The sequence below is a fragment of the Streptomyces sp. NPDC059255 genome, assembly GCF_042752355.1.
GTDB lineage: Bacteria > Actinomycetota > Actinomycetes > Streptomycetales > Streptomycetaceae > Streptomyces.
Genome location: NZ_JBHYZP010000015.1, coordinates 41,529 through 56,536 on the forward strand (window position 1 = coordinate 41,529; position 15,008 = coordinate 56,536).

General features: G+C 71.6%; 14 protein-coding genes. 11 read left to right on the forward strand and 3 right to left on the reverse strand.

Annotated elements, in window-relative coordinates; translation table 11 throughout:
* The first annotated feature begins 6 nt into the window (after positions 1 to 6).
* Together rfbD and ACFXKG_RS19075 are read left to right on the forward strand one after the other, a co-directional pair.
* Positions 7 to 954, forward strand: a complete 948-nt coding sequence (rfbD, locus tag ACFXKG_RS19070; RefSeq protein WP_384840223.1) for a dTDP-4-dehydrorhamnose reductase — start codon at positions 7 to 9, stop codon at positions 952 to 954.
* Positions 955 to 1,038: 84 nt separating this feature from the next.
* The gene (locus ACFXKG_RS19075; protein WP_382898750.1) at positions 1,039 to 1,833 is read left to right on the forward strand and encodes a class I SAM-dependent methyltransferase; all 795 of its coding nucleotides are present in this window, start codon (positions 1,039 to 1,041) and stop codon (positions 1,831 to 1,833) included.
* 97 nt (positions 1,834 to 1,930) lie between these two features.
* On the opposite strand, the gene rfbC is transcribed toward ACFXKG_RS19075, so the two are convergent.
* Together rfbC and ACFXKG_RS19085 are read right to left on the reverse strand one after the other, a co-directional pair.
* On the reverse strand, positions 1,931 to 2,530 hold the full coding sequence (gene rfbC / locus ACFXKG_RS19080; RefSeq protein ID WP_384839957.1) for a dTDP-4-dehydrorhamnose 3,5-epimerase: 600 nt from the start codon (positions 2,528 to 2,530) through the stop codon (positions 1,931 to 1,933).
* Positions 2,531 to 2,640: 110 nt separating this feature from the next.
* A complete protein-coding gene (locus ACFXKG_RS19085; RefSeq protein WP_384839961.1) occupies positions 2,641 to 4,683 on the reverse strand; it encodes a glycosyltransferase family 2 protein in 2,043 nt (680 codons plus the stop codon).
* 497 nt (positions 4,684 to 5,180) lie between these two features.
* On the opposite strand from ACFXKG_RS19085, the gene proB reads away from it, so the two are divergent.
* The 5 genes from proB (at position 5,181) to ACFXKG_RS19110 (ending at position 10,430) form a co-directional block, all read left to right on the forward strand.
* Positions 5,181 to 6,269: a glutamate 5-kinase gene (gene proB, locus ACFXKG_RS19090; RefSeq protein WP_384840226.1), complete on the forward strand. Its 1,089-nt coding sequence runs from the start codon at positions 5,181 to 5,183 to the stop codon at positions 6,267 to 6,269.
* A 152-nt stretch (positions 6,270 to 6,421) separates the two neighbouring features.
* A complete protein-coding gene (locus ACFXKG_RS19095) occupies positions 6,422 to 6,970 on the forward strand; it encodes a hypothetical protein (protein WP_384839964.1) in 549 nt (182 codons plus the stop codon).
* A 104-nt stretch (positions 6,971 to 7,074) separates the two neighbouring features.
* Entirely contained in the window at positions 7,075 to 8,358 is a 1,284-nt protein-coding gene (locus ACFXKG_RS19100; RefSeq protein WP_365813799.1) for a glutamate-5-semialdehyde dehydrogenase, read from the forward strand.
* Between the two features lie 165 nt (positions 8,359 to 8,523).
* Complete coding sequence (locus tag ACFXKG_RS19105; RefSeq protein ID WP_384839968.1) at positions 8,524 to 9,129, forward strand: hypothetical protein; 606 nt, start codon at positions 8,524 to 8,526, stop codon at positions 9,127 to 9,129.
* 188 nt (positions 9,130 to 9,317) lie between these two features.
* Positions 9,318 to 10,430, forward strand: a complete 1,113-nt coding sequence (locus ACFXKG_RS19110) for a hypothetical protein (protein WP_384839971.1) — start codon at positions 9,318 to 9,320, stop codon at positions 10,428 to 10,430.
* Positions 10,431 to 10,476: 46 nt separating this feature from the next.
* On the opposite strand, the gene ACFXKG_RS19115 is transcribed toward ACFXKG_RS19110, so the two are convergent.
* Positions 10,477 to 11,637 (reverse strand): M48 family metallopeptidase, encoded by a 1,161-nt coding sequence (locus ACFXKG_RS19115; protein WP_384839973.1) that lies wholly within the window; start codon positions 11,635 to 11,637, stop codon positions 10,477 to 10,479.
* A gap of 160 nt (positions 11,638 to 11,797) precedes the next feature.
* Here ACFXKG_RS19115 and ACFXKG_RS19120 point away from each other — a divergent pair, with 160 nt between their 5' ends.
* The 4 genes from ACFXKG_RS19120 (at position 11,798) to ACFXKG_RS19135 (ending at position 14,799) form a co-directional block, all read left to right on the forward strand.
* Entirely contained in the window at positions 11,798 to 11,950 is a 153-nt protein-coding gene (locus tag ACFXKG_RS19120) for a hypothetical protein (protein WP_365813795.1), read from the forward strand.
* Between the two features lie 116 nt (positions 11,951 to 12,066).
* Positions 12,067 to 12,228 carry a hypothetical protein gene (locus ACFXKG_RS19125; RefSeq protein WP_384839977.1) on the forward strand — a complete coding sequence of 54 codons (162 nt, stop codon included), beginning with the start codon at positions 12,067 to 12,069 and terminating at the stop codon, positions 12,226 to 12,228.
* Between the two features lie 38 nt (positions 12,229 to 12,266).
* Positions 12,267 to 12,938, forward strand: a complete 672-nt coding sequence (gene nadD, locus ACFXKG_RS19130) for a nicotinate-nucleotide adenylyltransferase (RefSeq protein WP_384839980.1) — start codon at positions 12,267 to 12,269, stop codon at positions 12,936 to 12,938.
* A 19-nt stretch (positions 12,939 to 12,957) separates the two neighbouring features.
* Positions 12,958 to 14,799 (forward strand): LCP family protein, encoded by a 1,842-nt coding sequence (locus ACFXKG_RS19135; RefSeq protein WP_384839983.1) that lies wholly within the window; start codon positions 12,958 to 12,960, stop codon positions 14,797 to 14,799.
* Positions 14,800 to 15,008: the final 209 nt, after the last annotated feature.

Below are 15,008 nucleotides of genomic sequence, written 5' to 3' on the forward strand. Positions count from 1 at the left end.
GGTTCCGTGAACACCGGCGGCGCGGACGCGGGCGGCGCGGCGGACGGCGGCGCGGCGGGCACCTGGCTCGTCACCGGCGCCGGCGGCATGCTCGGCCGGGACCTGCTGGCCCGGCTCGCCGCCGCCGGGCGGCCCGCGGCCGGCCTGGACCGCGCCGCTCTGGACATCACCGACCCCGTCGCCGTGCGCGCCGCCTTCGCGGAGCACGCGCCGGCGGTCGTGGTCAACTGCGCGGCCTGGACGGCCGTGGACGACGCCGAGTCCAAGGAGGACGACGCCCTCGCGGTCAACGGCACGGGCCCCCGGGTCCTCGCCGAGGCCTGCCGGGAGTCGGGCGCGATCCTGCTCCAGGTCTCCACGGACTACGTCTTCGCCGGGGACGGCGGGACACCGTACGCGGAGGACGCCCCGACCGCGCCGCGCAGCGCCTACGGGCGGACGAAGCTGGCGGGGGAGCGGGCGGTGCTCGACACCCTCCCCGAGCAGGGTTACGTGGTCCGTACGGCGTGGCTGTACGGCGCGGGCGGGCCCAACTTCGTCCGCACGATGATCAAGCTGGAGGCCGTCAAGGACACCCTGGACGTGGTGGACGACCAGCGCGGACAGCCCACCTGGACCGGCGATCTCGCCGACCGGCTGGTCCGGCTCGGCGGGGCGGCACTGGACGGAACGGCGCCCGCGGGCGTCTACCACGGCACCAGCGGCGGCGGGACGACCTGGTTCGGCTTCACCCAGGAGATCTTCCGGCTGCTCGGCGCGGATCCGGCGCGGGTCCGTCCGACGACCAGCGAGGCGTTCGTCCGGCCGGCCCCCCGGCCCGCGTACAGCATCCTCGGTCACGACCGATGGAAATCAGCCGAAATCGAACCCATCCGAGACTGGCGGGCGGCGCTCACCGAAGCGTTCCCGGCAGTGCTGGCAGCCGAGCGCCAAACGGGTGTTACCAGCCAGTAGATGTTTACGTACAACCTGTGGGCCCACTAAGTTCACTGAGAATCAAACCTATGGATTGTTGATTCTCAGTGAAGGGCCCCTTACGTGGATCGCCACGGCTTCCTGCGCCAGCTGCACCGTGTGTACAAGCCCCGCACCTATCTGGAGATCGGGGTCAACGACGGGCGAAGCCTGGCGCTCTCCCGGGTTCCGTCCGTCGCCGTCGACCCGGCCTTCCGGGTGGTCACGGACATCAGCTGCGACGTCCACCTGGTCCGGGCGACCAGTGACGACTTCTTCGCACGCAAGGACCCGCTGATCCATCTGCGCAACGGCCGCAACCCGTTCCGCGCGCTCGCCCGCCGCGACCCGGTCAACCTGCTCGGCGGGGACCCGAAGCTGGAGCTGTCGTTCATCGACGGCATGCATCTCTTCGAGTTCGCGCTGCGCGACTTCATGAACGTCGAGAAGCACTCCCGCTGGTCCAGCGTGATCGTCCTGGACGACATGCTGCCCCGGGACGTCGACGAGGCGGCGCGCGACCGCCACACGAAGTTCTGGGCGGGCGACGTCTACAAGGTGGCCCAGGTGCTCCGGCGTTACCGCCCCGACCTGCTCGTCGTCGACGTCGACACCGAGCCGACCGGGGTGGTGGCGATCTTCGGCGCCAACCCCGAGTCGACGGTGCTGAAGAACGCCTACGACAAGATCATCGAGGAGTACGTCGTACCGGACCCGCAGGACGTGCCGGACGAGATCCTCGTCCGCAAGAACGCCGTGCGGCCCGAGGCGCTGCTCGGGGCGGGCTTCTGGCCCGCGCTGAACCGCGCCCGTAACCTGCGCCGTCCGCGCTCGGCGTTCACGCCGCTGCGCCGGCAGATCGAGGCCGTCACCGGCTGACCGTCGCCGGGCACCAGGACATGAGGAAGGGCCGGAGCGCACGCTCCGGCCCTTCGCTCGTGCACCGCCCGGCAGGACGCCGTCAGGCGGGCTGCCGTCAGGCGCGCGCGGCCAGCTCCGCGTAGTACGCCCGGCACTCCTCGTACGACGGCAGCAGGCCCTGGGCCTCGGCCTCCGCGAGGGTCGGGGCCGCCGCGTCCTTATCGGAGAGCAGCGGCGTGATCGACTCGGGCCACTCGATGCCGAGCTCCGGGTCCAGCGGGTTCAGACCGTGCTCACGGCCCGGGGAGTACCCCTCGGAGCAGAGGTAGACCACCGTGGCGTCGTCGGTCAGCGCCATGAAGGCGTGCCCGAGACCCTCCGCGAGATAGACCGAGTGGTGGTCCGTGTCGTCGAGGCGCACGGCCTCCCACTTCCGGTACGTCGGCGAGCCCACCCGGATGTCCACGATCACGTCGAGCACCGCGCCGCGCACGCACTTCACGTACTTGGCCTGGCCGGGCGGCACATCGGCGAAGTGGACGCCCCGCAGCGTGCCCCGGCTGGAGACCGAGCAGTTGGCCTGCGCGAGGTTCAGCGGGTGGCCGGCCGCCTCGGCGAAGTCGGGGGCCTTGAACCACTCGTGGAAGCTGCCACGGCTGTCCGGGAAGACCTTCGGTTCATGCACCCAGGCGCCTTCGACGGAGAGCTGCCGCATGTGATCACGTCCTTGCTGTTCTGTTCAGGGTTCGGAGTGGGGCCGTGCGCTGTGGAGCGGTGCCGCCGTGGAGCGGTGCGCCGTGGAGTGGTGCGGGGCACCGCCACGGGTCAGATGCGGGCCGCGAGGCGGCGCACCTTCTTCCGCGCCGAGGCGGGCAGCCTGCGGACGATCGGGCCGCCGGCCGAGCGGAGCACCTTGCGCAGCGTGGCCCTGCGGCGCTTCACCGTCACCACCCGCACCAGCAGGGGGTCGACCTCCCCGAGCCCGCACTGGTCGAGCCGGAGCCGCCCGCCGGCCGCCACCGGCAGCTCGCAGATGTCCAGCTCGGGCCCCTTCGGGCCGTCCAGCTTGACCGAAAGACGCGCCTGGCCCTCCGCCAGTCCGGCCACCCGGCCCGGCACCTCCAGGTGCGCCCTGCCGTGGTCGGGGCGGAGCGTCGCCGGGTGCGTGAGCTTCGTACCGTCCGAGCCGGTCAGCACCAGCTCGACGGCGAGGGAGGCGGAATTCGTGCCCGTGAAGATCTCGAACCGCAGCTCGGAGCGGGAGCCGGGCATCCGCAGCGCGGGGCTCTCCGCGAGATACGTCGCCATCTTCTTGGCGCGGCCCGCCACATCGAGCGTGAGGTTGCCGTGCGGGTCGGTGAAGTACGGGATGACCGGGCGGGCCGGCGAACCGAGCACCGCCGGGAGGCACTTGGCGTCCACCCCGGGCGCGCGGTCGGCGCCGAGCCGGGCCTTGCGGACGATCCCGAGGCCGCGCATCGGGACCCAGATGTCCCAGAAGCCCCGGGAGACCCGGCCGCGTCCCTTGACCGCCTCGCTGGTCACCGTGCCGGTGCCGTGGAGCACGACCTCGTACGTCTCCTCGGCGTCCGCAGGGGCGCCGGCCGGCGGCGCGGCCTTCTCGACCTTCGCGGTGAAGTCGGCGGGGCAGGGCCACTCGACGGCGGTCTCCCGGTTGCGCAGGGAGAGTTCACCCTTGTAGGTGTCCATGTCGTCGGTGACGTCGAGGAGTTCACCCTCGGGCAGCAGCCCCTCGGTGATCTCCGGGTGCACGAAGTACCGCTTGTCCCGGCGGACCAGGCGCAGCGGCTGCTGGTCCTCGCCGTGCACCAGACGGCCGGTCACGGAGAGCGCGATCCTGCCGTCCGGCTGCCAGTCGAACTCCTCCAGACGCGCCGTGGCCTTCACCGACTTGGCGAACCGGGCGATCTTCACCAGCCCTTGGCGGTCGTCGGCGCGCAGCAGCGTGGAGCGGAGCCGGACCAGCGCGCCGAGCCCGTCGTGCACGCCGTCGGTGATGAAGTCCTTCACGAGCGGCTGGATCGCGTCGACCATCTCGTCCAGGTACGCGGGCTCGTACTTGAGGACCGAGGGCTCGCTCAGCCGGCCCAGCATCTCGACCCGGTAGAAGCGGCGCAGCAGCCGGTCCCGGAAGTCGCCCGGCTCGGTGTTGTCGACGACGACGCCGAGCACCTCGCGGAGGTTGCCGTAGTAGCCGGACGGCACGAGCTTCGCGGAGCCGGCGTTCTGGCCGTCGTCCCGCTTCGAGTAGTAGTAGCAGGTGTACGTCCCCAGGATCGACACGACCTTCGCGGGGAAGTACGTCTGCATCATGTAGAGCTGGTCCTCAAGGCGCCGCTTGCCCTCGGGGTACGCGATGTTGTTCTCGCGCAGGAATTCCGTGCGGAACATCTTGTGCGGGGTGAGGCTGTCGTACAAAGGCGCGTTGCTGAGGTCGCACTTCTCGCGGTTCGTCTTGAACACGCCGTGCGGGACGCCGCGGAAGTTGGAGGCGACCTTTCCGATCACGATGTCGGAGCCGTTGCGGTGGCCCATCTCGTAGAGCCGCCGCAGCGCGTCGGAGGCCATGTGGTCGTCCTGGTCGACGAATTGGACGTACTCGCCCTTCGCCTCCGCCACACCGATGTTTCTGGGCTTCCCCGGCCAACCCGAGTTGGGAATGTGGATCACCCGGAAGTGCGGGTGCTCGGCGGACAGCTTGTCCAGCCGCGCGGGGGTGTCGTCGGTCGAGCCGTCGTTGACGAAGAGCACCTCGAAGTCCGCGGCCGGCAGCGTCTGGGCCAGCAGTGAATCGATGCACGGATCGATGTACTTACCCGGGTTGTACACCGGAATGACGACGCTCACTTTTACTGGCATTACTTGAAGGCCCATCTCGTGTTGTCGGTGCGCGGGGGGTGGCTGACCAGGTTGCGGAGCAAGCGGGTGATCGCTGCCGTCGGCGGAGGGTACGGCGCCGGGCTGCCAGCTTATCTCCGAGAGGCCCGCGGCTGTTTCCCGCCCGTTCCTCCCACTGACAGACTGCTGTCACGGGTCTCCGGTTGCACGGGCGGGCCGTCCGGGCGTTCCAGCCACTGAAATGATCCGCCGTCGCGGGCGGCCCCCGCGTAGGCTGGCCGGCCGGGACACACCGCGCGCGGACTCCGAGTCCGGTGGCGGGAGCGGCGGGAACACGGGCACACGCCCCGGTGGCGAGAGCAGAGGCAGAGCACGTGGCAGCGGCAGGGCGGCAAGCGGCGGCACGGCAGCAGGCGACCGGGCGCGAGCAGGCGGCAGGGCGGGAGCAGGCGGCGGCACGGCAGCAGGCGGCGGCACGGGAGGACGCGGTCGGGCAGGCCCGTCGAATCGTCGTCAAGGTCGGCTCCTCCTCGCTCACCACCGCCGCGGGCGGCCTCGACGCCGACCGGGTCGACGCCCTGGTCGACGTCCTCGCCGCCGTACGGGCGACCGGCGGCCGGGAGATCGTGCTGGTGTCCAGCGGTGCCATCGCCGCCGGGCTCGCGCCGCTCGGCCTCGACCGCCGCCCCCGGGACCTGGCCCGGCAGCAGGCCGCCGCCAGTGTGGGCCAGGGGCTGCTCGTCGCCCGTTACACCGCCTCCTTCGCCCGGTACGGCGTACGTGTCGGCCAGGTCCTCCTCACCACGGACGACACCAGCAGGCGCGCCTCCTACCGCAACGCCTACCGCACCCTCGACCAGCTCCTCGGCATGGGCGCTCTCCCCGTCGTCAACGAGAACGACACCGTCGCCACCGACGAGATCCGCTTCGGCGACAACGACCGGCTGGCGGCGCTCGTCGCCCATCTCGTACGGGCCGACCTGCTCGTCCTGCTCTCCGACGTCGACGGCCTGTACGACGGCGACCCGAGCAGGGTGGACACCTCCCGGATCGCCGAGGTGCGCGGCCCCGCCGATCTGGCCGGCGTCACCATCGGCAGCGCCGGCCGGGCCGGGGTCGGCACCGGCGGCATGGTCACCAAGGTCGAGGCCGCCAGGATCGCCGCCGCGGCCGGTATCCCCGTCGTGCTGACCTCCGCCAGCCGCGCCGCCGACGCGCTCGCGGGGCGCGACACCGGCACGTACTTCCACCGCACCGGACGCCGCTCCGCCGACCGGCTCCTGTGGCTCGCGCACGCCTCCACCCCCCGGGGCGCCCTCACCCTCGACGACGGTGCCGTACAGGCCGTGGTCGAGCGCCGTACGTCGCTCCTGCCGGCCGGGATCGCCGCCGTCGAGGGCGAGTTCAGCGCCGGCGACCCCGTGGAGCTGCGGGACACGGAGGGGCACGCGGTCGCCCGCGGTCTGGTCAACTTCGACGCCAAGGAGATCCCCCAGCTCCTCGGCCGCTCCACCCGCGAACTGGCCCGCGCGCTGGGCCCCGCCTACGAGCGAGAAGTCGTACACCGGGACGATTTGGTCATCCTGTACCCCTGACCCGCACCTGAAACGGCTGAAACTCCGGCCTTTGAACAGGGACCTTTACCAAAACCGCCCCATCTTCCGCCCGGGACTGGTCAACTTTGTCAGAGGGATGCCGGGGTTATGACGGGGAACAGCACGACGACGCAGCAAACAGGAGGCCGCTGGTGAGACGAGCGCGCCCGGGGGCGGTGCCCCGAGGTGCCGGGGGAAGCGCCCAGGCCCGGCGGGCCACCGGCGGGCAACGAGCCCTGACCAGCGTCGGCGCGGGGGACCCCGCCGACACCCCGGACAGCGCCGGTACCGACGGTACCGACGGCGCGGCCGGTGACCGGCGGCAGGGGGACACCGCGGCGACGGCGACCGCGCGCCAGGTGTCCAAGCTCTGGCACATCACCCTCAGCGTCTCGGGCCCGGAGACCCCGCTGACCGAGGTCAGGCGCGGCCTGGAACAGCTCGCCCACGACCATCCCTTCCTGCTGACGAGCCGGTACGCCACCGACCACGCGGAGATCCGCTACTGGGAGGAGGCCAGGGACCTGCACGACGCCGCCGCGGTGGCGCTGCGGCTGTGGGGCGAGCACCGGTCGAGCGCCCAGCTCCCGCCGTGGCTGATCGTCGGGCTGGAGGTCATCGACCGGGAGACGTACCACCAGCGCATCGCCGAGGGGTACGGTCCGCCGCCGGCGGCTCCGGTGGGCGTCCACCCCTTCTGAGGCGGCTCCGCGGGCGTCGCGCGGGCCCGGCCGTCCGGCCCGGGGGCGTCTCGGAGTGCGGAATACGTGCGGAATGCCCTCAGGGGGCGCATTACCCTGCGGGCATGACCTCGCTCTCGCCGTACGACAATCTCTCCCCGGTCGTCAGGGCCGCCTACCGGGCCCGCTCCGCCGCCGCCGACATCGCGCCACTGCCGCGCGCGGCCAAGGACGACGCGCTGCTGGCGATCGCGGACGCGCTGGAGGTCCGTACGCACGAGATCGTCACGGCCAACGCCGAGGACGTCGCGCGCGCCAGGGAGGCCGGCACCGCCGAGTCCGTCATCGACCGGCTGACGCTGACCCCGGAGCGGATGCGGGCCATCGCCGCCGACGTACGGGACGTGGCCGCGCTGCCCGACCCGGTCGGCGAGGTCGTCCGCGGCTCGACCCTCCCCAACGGCATCGACCTGCGCCAGGTGCGCGTCCCGCTCGGCGTCGTCGGGATCATCTACGAGGCGCGCCCCAACGTCACCGTGGACGCCGCCGCGCTCTGCCTGAAGTCGGGCAACGCCGTACTGCTGCGCGGCTCCTCCTCGGCGCTCTCCTCCAACACCGCGCTGGTACGGGTGGTGCGCGACGCCGTGGGCGGCGCCGGGCTGCCCGCCGACGCCGTACAGCTCGTGCCCGGCGAGGGCCGCGACGCCGTGCAGGAGCTGATGCGGGCGCGCGGCCTGGTCGACGTGCTGATCCCGCGCGGCGGCGCCTCCCTCATCCGTACGGTCGTCGAGGGCTCCACCGTCCCCGTCATCGAGACCGGCACCGGCAACTGCCATGTGTACGTGGACGCCGACACCGACCTCGACATGGCCGTCGACATCCTCATCAACTCCAAGGCGCAGCGCCCGAGCGTCTGCAACGCCGCCGAGACGCTCCTCGTCCACCAGGACGTCGCCGCCGCGTTCCTGCCGCGCGCGCTGGACGCGCTGGCGGAGTCCGGTGTCACCGTCCACGCCGACGAGCGGGTACAGGCGTACGCGGCCGGGACGAAGGCCACGGTTGTGGCGGCCACCGAGGACGACTGGGAGACCGAGTACCTCTCGTACGACATCGCCGCCGCGGTGGTGGACTCGCTGGACGCGGCCGTCGCCCACATCCGGCTCTGGTCGTCGGGGCACACGGAGGCGATCGTCACCACCTCGCAGGCCGCCGCCCGCAGGTTCACCCAGTTGGTCGATTCCACGACCGTCGCCGTGAACGCGTCCACCCGGTTCACGGACGGGGGCCAGTTCGGCTTCGGTGCCGAGATCGGGATCTCCACGCAGAAGCTGCACGCGCGCGGGCCGATGGGGCTGCCGGAGCTGACCTCCACGAAGTACATCGTGACCGGGGACGGGCACACCCGCTGAGGACCGGGGCGGCGGCGCGGGTGCGCGCGGTCGTGTGAACGGTCGTCCGAGTGGCCGTGTGGGCGGGCGTCCGAGCGGTCGTGTGGGCGGGCGTGTGACGAATACGAAGCGGGATAGTTCGGACTCCGCCTGCCCAAAACCATGTCCCAGGTCTACCCTGAAGAGGTGCCGGACGACGTGGGGGGCAAGCCGTTCCCGGACGGCTGGGAGCCTGACGACGACCGCGGAGGCGCGGATCAGGACTTCGCCTCCGTGGTGTTCGACGAGGACTTCGTCAAGGCCGCCACCATCCATGAACCCTCCGCCGTGGAGCGGCTGCTGTCGGCGGCCCAGGCCCGCGCCGAGGCCGAGGCGGCCCGCGCCCGCTCCGGTGGCGGAGCGCCCGAGGACGAGCTCTACGAGGAGCTGTACGGCCGGGACGGCGCGTACGGCCCGGACCCCGGCTACGGGGAGTACGACCCGGACGACCCCGACGCGTACACCGGCCCGTACGGACGCCACGGCGGCAGCCTCCGGCCCTACCGGAGCACCGCGCGCTGGCACCGGCCCGTCGCCTGGCTGCTCGCCGTGCTGATGGGCGTCGGGATGGTGGCGCTCGCCTTCACGGCCGTCTACCGGGGTGCTTCCGACAGCCGCGAGGACCAGGTGCCGCAGCCTGCCACGACCGGGATCGACAAGCCGGGCGCGATCGGGCCCTCGGCCTCCGCGACGTCCGCGGCCTCCGTGACAGGAACCGTCCCGGCGGTCTCGGCGGTGCCGAGAACCCCCTGACGCGACGGCGCGAGCGCCCGTGGAGCGGTGCCGAGCCCGCCGGCGAGACGAGCCGCGCAGGCCCGTGAGCAGTGCCGCGCAGGCCCGTGAGAGATGCCGCCGTTACCCGAACGGCCGAACGGGTGTCATGCGGAACTTGACCGTCAGCCCGGCGTTTACGTTCGCCCCCGCAGACCTACCCTCAACATATGGCAGGGCGTGGAGACCCACCCGAAGGAGAGCATCCTGAGGGGCTCCCCGGAGGCGAGGACGACGAGTACCGCTCGGTCGTCTTCGACGAGTCGTTCATCCGGGCGGCCCGACTCCAGGAGTACTCCGCGCGGGAGCGCATGGGCGATCACGCCCACGCCGTCCGCAGGATCCCGCCCGTCCCGCCGCCCGCCCCCGGACGCCGGCGGGGGTTCAGGAACGGTCCCCGGCAGTTTCTGCTGCTCCTCATGATCCTCGTGGTGGCCTTCGGCACCGCGATCTATCTGGGGCTGCGCAACCCGTACCGCCCGCCCGCGATCGGGGCCGTCGAACCCGCCCGGATATCGGTGGTCCCGCTCGCCCCGGCGGGCCCTGTGCCGGGCGGCGCGCCCGCCGATCTCCTCGCCCGCAGCCCCGCCGCGCCGTTCCGGTCGGGGGCGGCGGGCATCACCCTGCCCGCCGCGCGGGACGCCGGGGACTTCGCGGAGGGACAGGTGATGGCCGCGCTGAGCATCGTCAAGGACTATCTCGTGGCGTCCTCGCTCGACCCCGACGTCCTCGCGGGGCGCACTCTGCGCCCCGTACGGGTCCTCCTCGACCCCGAACAGCTCACGCAGTTCGACCGCAGCTTCACCGATCCGGCCGACGACGGGCACCACGACCCGATCGGCTGGCTGGTCCGCTTCGACCCGGCGAAGGTGGCGCGCGCCGACGACCAGGTGCGTGTCCACGGCACGCTGCGGTACGAGGAGACCGGGCCCGGGACGCTGGAGGTCAGCTCGGACCATGTCTTCGTCTATCCGCTGCGGCCCGCCGCCTCGGACACCCACCCCGTACGGGACGCCTCGCTGTTCACCGTCCGGCGCGAGATGCGCTTCCGGTTCAGCGTGGAGGACCTGCCCAGGCATCAGACGCAGGTGGTGAGCAGCGAGGTCCAGGCCGGGCCCCAGTCCTGCTCGGCCGAGCCGCCGAACACGCTGCGGCCGCTGCTCGCGGGCGAGCGCGCCCGGCCGCACGAACCGGCCGCGACCGATCCGTACGCGAGGGGCCCGATGCATCCGGCGCTCTGCGGCGCGCTCTCCCGCACGGCCGAGCCGAGCCCGTCACCCTGACGGCGGGACCGTCCCGGGGGCCGGTCGGTCCCGGGACGGTCCTCGGTCAGTCCCTGGCCGGTCGCTTGCCGCTGCCGCCGTCATCGTCGGTGCCCGCGTCGCGCTCCGTGGCCGTACTGCTGCCGCCGTCCCTGCCGCTGCCGCCACCCTTGCCGTTACCACCGCTGTTGCCGCCGCCCGTGAACCGGTCGCGCAGCTTGCCGCCCAGGTCGCCCGCACCGCCCGCGATGTCGCCCACCAGCTTCATCAGCGGGTCCTTGCTGTTGCGGACCGTGTCCGCGTAGTGCGTGGCGGAGTCGCGGAACGAGTCCGTGACCGAGGTGTCCTTGTCCTCGTCGCGGCGCGGGTAGTGGCCGTCCATGATCCGCTGGTAGTCCCGGCTCTCGGACCACTTCTTCAGCTCGGCGGCCCGGACCGTCGTGAACGGATGCGTGCGCGGGAGCACATTGAGGATCTTGAGGACGGAGTCGCGCAGATCGCCGCCCTCCTCGTACTCCTTGGCCTGCTCCAGGAACGCGTCCACGTTCATCTCGTGCAGGTGGTTGCCACCGGCGATCTTCATCAGACCGCGCATCGACGCCAGCGTGTCCTGGCCGACGAGGAGTCCGGCCCGGTCGGCCGACAGCTCCGACTTGCGGAACCACTCCCGCAGCGCCGTCACTATCGCCATGATCGCCACATTGCCCAGCGGGATCCACGCGACCTTGACCGCGAGGCTCGTGAGGAAGAGCAGTATCGTGCGGTAGACCGCGTGCCCGGAGAGCGCGTGGCCCACCTCGTGGCCCACGACCGCCCGCATCTCCTCCTCGTCCAGCAGCTCCACCAGTCCTGTGGTGACCACGATGATCGGCTCGTCCAGGCCGATGCACATCGCGTTGGGCCGCGGGTCCTGCGTCACGTACATCGCGGGGACCTTCTCCAGGTCCAGGATGTAGCAGGCGTCCCGCAGCATCGCGTGCAGATGCGCGAACTGGGCGTCGCCCACCCGCACCGAGTCGGAGAGGAAGAGCAGTCTCAGGCTGCGCTCGGGCAGCAGCGCGCTGAGCGCCTTGAACACGGTGTCGAAACCGCTGAGCTTGCGCAGGGCGACCAGCGCCGAGCGGTCCGCGGGGTGTTCGTACGCCCGGGAGGAAATCCCCGGGAAGCGTGTGCGCTGCCGGCTCGGCACATTCTCGCCGTCCGTCGCCTCGTTGCGGTCATCGGTCATGGATATCCCCTGTTCGTACGAGTCCAAGGTCCAAGGCTCGTCCCCCCTGACGGACCCCAGCGTAGGCGCTGGGGCTACCGTGTGGCGGGGGCCTGTGGATGAGGTTCCGGGGCGGAGTGTCCCGAACTCAGCCGGAAAGAGACCGAGGAGCACAGCCGACATGCCGGAAACCGCCACCCTGCTCGCCGCCGCCTCCGATCAGCAGGGACCGGGCAACACGTTGCGGATCGTGCTGGTCGTCTCGCTCGTCGGAGCCGCCCTGCTCGCCTGGTTCCTGCTGCGCGGATACCGCGACAACGACCACAACGACTGAGTCGGCGTGAGCGTGCCCGAGGGCCCCGCATACGATGTGCCCGAAGTCTCCGCAGACCTCAGGAGAATCCAGTTCTCCGGAGGACCCAGACCCCCGAGGAAAAGGGCCCGTAGAAGATGAGCCTCACCGGCACCGCCGCCCACCTGGTCACGCTCGCCGAGGGCGCCGAGAACGGCGGCAACCACGAAAGCCTGAGCCCGGAGCTCATCGGCGGTGGCGCCCTCTTCGCGCTGCTTCTGCTGCTGTGGATCACCACGCGCTTCAACCGCGACCGCTGACACCTGGCCGTACGCGTGTGCCAGTAGGCTCTGGGCGTATGGGAGACCAGCAAGCGGCCAGCGGTCACGGACCGGCCGGTCCGGGCAGACCGGAGCAGGGGCCAGGCCCCGGATCCGAGCACGGCAGACGCCGACTCGGGGTCATGGGCGGCACCTTCGACCCGATTCACCACGGACACCTCGTGGCGGCCAGTGAGGTCGCCGCGCTGTTCCATCTCGACGAGGTGGTGTTCGTACCGACCGGTGAGCCGTGGCAGAAGAGCCAGCGCGCGGTGTCACCGGCCGAGGACCGGTACCTGATGACGGTCATCGCGACGGCGTCCAACCCGCAGTTCTCGGTCAGCCGGATCGACATCGACCGCGGCGGCGCCACGTACACGATCGACACGCTGCGGGATCTGCGGTCCCTCAACGACGACGCCGACCTCTTCTTCATCACGGGGGCCGACGCGCTCTCGCAGATCCTGAGCTGGCGGGACCACGAGGAGCTGTTCTCCCTCGCCCATTTCATCGGGGTGACCCGTCCGGGTCATGATCTGACGGACGACGGACTGCCCAAGGGCGGAGTCTCCCTGGTGGAGGTTCCCGCGCTCGCCATCTCCTCGACCGACTGCCGTGAGAGGGTCGCGAAGGGCGATCCCGTCTGGTATCTGGTGCCGGACGGCGTGGTGCGCTACATCGACAAGCGGCAGTTGTACCGAGGCGCCTGAGCCACGGAGAGGGGCACCGGTGAACGACCAGCAGCAGCCGTACGACCCGTACGGCCCCTACTACCCGCAGCCCCAGATCGTCGGGTACGACGAGTACGGGCAGCCGGTGTACCAGCAGCCCCAGCAGTCGGCACAGCAGTCGCAGCAGCAGTCCCCGCCGCAGTACGACGCCTACGGGCAGCCGGTGCAGCAGCAACAGGGGTACGGCTACGACCCGTACGCCCAACAGCAGGCCCAACAGCAACAGATCCCGCAGCAGTACGACCCGTACACGCAGCACCAGGGGCAACAACAGGGGCAGCAAGGACAACAGGGGCAGCAAGGACAGCAGGGACAGCAGGGACAGCAGGGACAGCAACAGGCGTACGGCTACGACCCGTACGGGTACGACACGGGCGGACAGCCGCCGGTGCAGCAGTCGCCGATTCAGCAGCAGGAGCACCGGCAGGAGCCCGTGCCCGGGGCCCCCGTCACCGTCGAACAGCCCTCGGCCGCGCGGACACCGGCTCCGGCACCCGCCTCGACACCGGCCCCGGACGCGAAACCGGCCGCCGAACCCGAGCAGCCCGCCGTACCGGGGCAGCGGCGCCCGGAGGGCGAGGAACGCGACTACAAGACCGAGCAGTTCTCGTTCATAGAAGAGCCCAGCGAGGACTCCGAGGACGTCATCGACTGGCTCAAGTTCACCGAGAGCCGCTCCGAACGCCGTGAGGAGGCCAAGCGCCGCGGCCGCAGCCGTGTCGTGGCCCTCGTCGTCGCGCTCGCCCTGGTGGTCACCGGCGGCGTCGGCTACCTCTGGTTCGCGGGGCTGCTGCCCGGGATGTCCTCGGCGGACGCGCCGCAGACCACCTCCTCGGGCCCGCAGAAGCGCGACGTGATCGTCGTGCACCTGCACAACACCAAGCAGAAGGACACATCCACCGCGCTGCTGGTCAACAATGCCACGACCGGCAAGGGCACCACTGTCCTGCTGCCCAACATCCTCCCCATCGCGGGCGACGAGGGCGCCTCGACCACGCTCGGCAAGTCCGTCGACGAGGACGGCTCCGACGGCACCCGTGAGGGCATCGGCACCCTGCTCGGCACCAGTATCTCCGGCACGTGGCGGCTCGACACGCCTTACCTGGAGAACCTCGTCGAGTTGGTCGGCGGCATCGAGGTGACCACGGACGTCGAGGTGCCCGCCGCGAAGAAGGGCGACGATCCGCTCGTCCCCAAGGGCGAGAAGGAGACCCTCAACGGACGGGCGGCCGTCGCCTACGCCACGTACCGCGCTCCCGGCGAGGAGGAGGCCAAGCAGCTCACGCGCTTCGGCCAGGTGCTCCAGGGCGTCCTGCGGAAGATCTCGGACGACCCGAAGACCGCGACGGTCACCGTCGAGACCCTGGCACAGATCCTGGACCCGTCGCTGACCGAGAAGGACCTGGGCGCGGCCCTGGCCAAGCTCGCCGAGCACGCGAAGGTGGGCGACTACCGGACGATGCTCCTGCCGGTCCAGGCCGACGGCCGGCTCAGCGACGAGTCCGCCGACGGTGTGGTGAAGGACATCCTGGGCGGCTCCGTGTCCGCTCCCGAGCAGGGCGCGGCCGTACGGGTCGGCGTGAAGAACGCGAGCGGGAACCAGGACGCGGCGGAGTCCGCCAGGATCGCGCTGGTCAACGGCGGCTACGGCTTCGTGGACGCCGGTACGGCCGACACCCTGACGGCCTCGCGGGTCACCTACGGGGACGAGGCGAAGAAGGAACAGGCGGAAGAGGTCGCCAAGACGCTCAAGCTGCCGGCCGGCGCGGTCGAGAAGGGCAAGACGGCGGCCAACGCCGATGTCTCCGTCGTCCTGGGACAGGACTACAAGACCGACTAGGCCCTGTCCGGCCGGTCACGCGGCGCCGCCCGTCCACCCCCCCGGCCCCCCGGGCCCGCGCGCGGGGGGGGCCCGGGGGCGGGCCCGGGGGGCACGGGTCCTGCGGGGGGGGGGGGGGGGGGGGGCCCGGGGGGGGGGGGGGGGGGGGGGGGCATCGGCGGTACCGGTGTTCGCGGGGATGGCGCTGTGCGGCGGGGTGGCGGTCCTGG

What these genes read in the sequence shown, in the direction of transcription:
- ACFXKG_RS19125 (WP_384839977.1), top strand. Translation starts at nt 12,067, where the DNA reads ATGAGCCTCACCGGCACCGCCGCCCACCTGGTCACGCTCGCCGAGGGC.
- ACFXKG_RS19115 (WP_384839973.1), bottom strand. Translation starts at nt 11,637, where the DNA reads ATGACCGATGACCGCAACGAGGCGACGGACGGCGAGAATGTGCCGAGC.
- ACFXKG_RS19120 (WP_365813795.1), top strand. Translation starts at nt 11,798, where the DNA reads ATGCCGGAAACCGCCACCCTGCTCGCCGCCGCCTCCGATCAGCAGGGA.
- rfbC (WP_384839957.1), bottom strand. Translation starts at nt 2,530, where the DNA reads ATGCGGCAGCTCTCCGTCGAAGGCGCCTGGGTGCATGAACCGAAGGTC.
- ACFXKG_RS19110 (WP_384839971.1), top strand. Translation starts at nt 9,318, where the DNA reads ATGGCAGGGCGTGGAGACCCACCCGAAGGAGAGCATCCTGAGGGGCTC.
- nadD (WP_384839980.1), top strand. Translation starts at nt 12,267, where the DNA reads ATGGGAGACCAGCAAGCGGCCAGCGGTCACGGACCGGCCGGTCCGGGC.
- ACFXKG_RS19100 (WP_365813799.1), top strand. Translation starts at nt 7,075, where the DNA reads ATGACCTCGCTCTCGCCGTACGACAATCTCTCCCCGGTCGTCAGGGCC.